The 1,563-nt window shown below is 72.2% G+C and carries 2 protein-coding genes; both read left to right on the top strand.

The genetic code is table 11. The features are described from left to right. The first annotated feature begins 18 nt into the window (after positions 1-18). Positions 19-1,056, top strand: coding sequence for a sugar phosphate nucleotidyltransferase (locus B2G71_RS23530; RefSeq protein ID WP_098109088.1), 1,038 nt, complete (start codon positions 19-21; stop codon positions 1,054-1,056). A gap of 10 nt (positions 1,057-1,066) precedes the next feature. Beyond that, a partial coding sequence (locus B2G71_RS23525; protein ID WP_206049511.1) for a class I mannose-6-phosphate isomerase occupies positions 1,067-1,563 on the top strand: 497 nt, incomplete at its 3' end.

Genomic DNA, 1,563 nt, shown 5'->3' with positions numbered 1-1,563 from the left:
GGCGATAGGATGGGGCCGATGAGCCAGATGACACCTGTGATTCTGTGTGGCGGCAGCGGCACGCGGCTGTGGCCGCGCAGCAGGGCGAGCAAGCCCAAGCCGTTTTTGCCGCTTGTGGGCGATGCGACGCTGTTCGAGGCGACGCTGGCGCGCTGTCCGCGAGGCGCCGGTTTCGCGCCGCCGGTGGTGGTGACCGGGGCCCGGCACGTCGCGCATGTCGAGGCGCAGCTCGGCGACGCGCCGGGCGCGCGGGTGATCGTCGAGCCGGCGGCGCGCAACACCGCCGCCGCGATCGCGCTCGCCGCCTGTCGGTTGCCGCAGGACGCGGTGATGCTGGTCTGTCCGAGCGACCACCACATCGGCGACGTCGCGGCCTTCGCGCGGGCGGCCCGCGCCGCCGCCGAGCTGGCCGAGGAGGGCTGGCTGGTCTCGTTCGGGATCGAGGCGGTCTCGCCCGAGACCGGCTTCGGCTACCTGAAGCGCGGCGAGGCGATCGGCGACAAGGGCTTTCGCACCGCGCAGTTCGTCGAGAAGCCCGACCTCGCGCGCGCGCGCCGGTTCCTCGAGGACGGCGGCTACGCCTGGAACGGCGGCATCTTCGCCTTCCGGGTGAGGGACTTCCTGGCGGAACTGGAAGCGCACCGACCGGGCATTGCCGCGGCGGTGAGGGCGGCGGTCGCGGCGGGGCGCGAGGAGGGCCGCCGGTTCCATCCCGACGCCGCGCTGTTCGCCGAGGTGGAGAGCGATTCGGTCGACTACGCGGTGATGGAGAACACCGCGCGCGCGGCGATGGTGCCCGCCGAGATGGCCTGGTCCGACATCGGCAGCTGGGTCGCGCTCCACGCCGCGCAGGATCGCGACGCCAGCGGCAACAGCGTGCGCGGACCGGCCGAGCTGGTCGATTGCCGCAACGTCTATGTCGACAGCGACGGGCCCAGGGTCTCGGTGATCGGGCTCGAGGACGTGATCGTGGTGGTCGACGGCGAGGACATCATGATCACCACCGCGGCCGGCGCGCAGAAGGTCGGCAAGCTGTCGGGCGCGGTGAACCAGTGAGCGCCGGGCGATGAGCGGCGGACTGGCGATCCGCCAGGTCGAGAAGCCCTGGGGCCGTGACGTGCTGCCCGCGCCGTTCAGCGCGCCGGCGGGCAAGCGGATCGGCGAGATCTGGTTCGAGCCGCCGCCCGAACTGCCGCAGCTTCTGGTCAAGTACATCTTCACCAGCGAGGCGCTGTCGGTGCAGGTCCACCCTTCCGACGCCGAGACGATGGCGGCCGGGCTCGGGCGGCAGGGCAAGGAGGAATGCTGGCTGATCCTCGCCGCCGAGCCGGGCGCGAGGCTGGGGATCGGCTTTCGCGAGCCGCTCGACGGCGCGGCGATGCGCAAGGCCGCGCTCGACGGCTCGATCGAGCACCTGATGGACTGGCACTCGGTCCGGCCGGGCGACTTCTTCCACATCCCGGCGGGCACGGTCCACGCGATCGGCGCGGGCGTGAGCCTGATCGAGGTGCAGCAGAACTCGGACATCACCTACCGGCTCTACGACTACGGCCGCCCGCGCGA

This window comes from Novosphingobium sp. PC22D (assembly GCF_002556635.1).
Classification (GTDB): domain Bacteria; phylum Pseudomonadota; class Alphaproteobacteria; order Sphingomonadales; family Sphingomonadaceae; genus Novosphingobium.
This window is presented reverse-complemented; position numbering and strand designations above follow the sequence as displayed.

Excerpts from the sequence above, each read along its gene's own strand:
- B2G71_RS23530 (WP_098109088.1), top strand. The coding sequence starts at position 19 with ATGAGCCAGATGACACCTGTGATTCTGTGTGGCGGCAGCGGCACGCGG.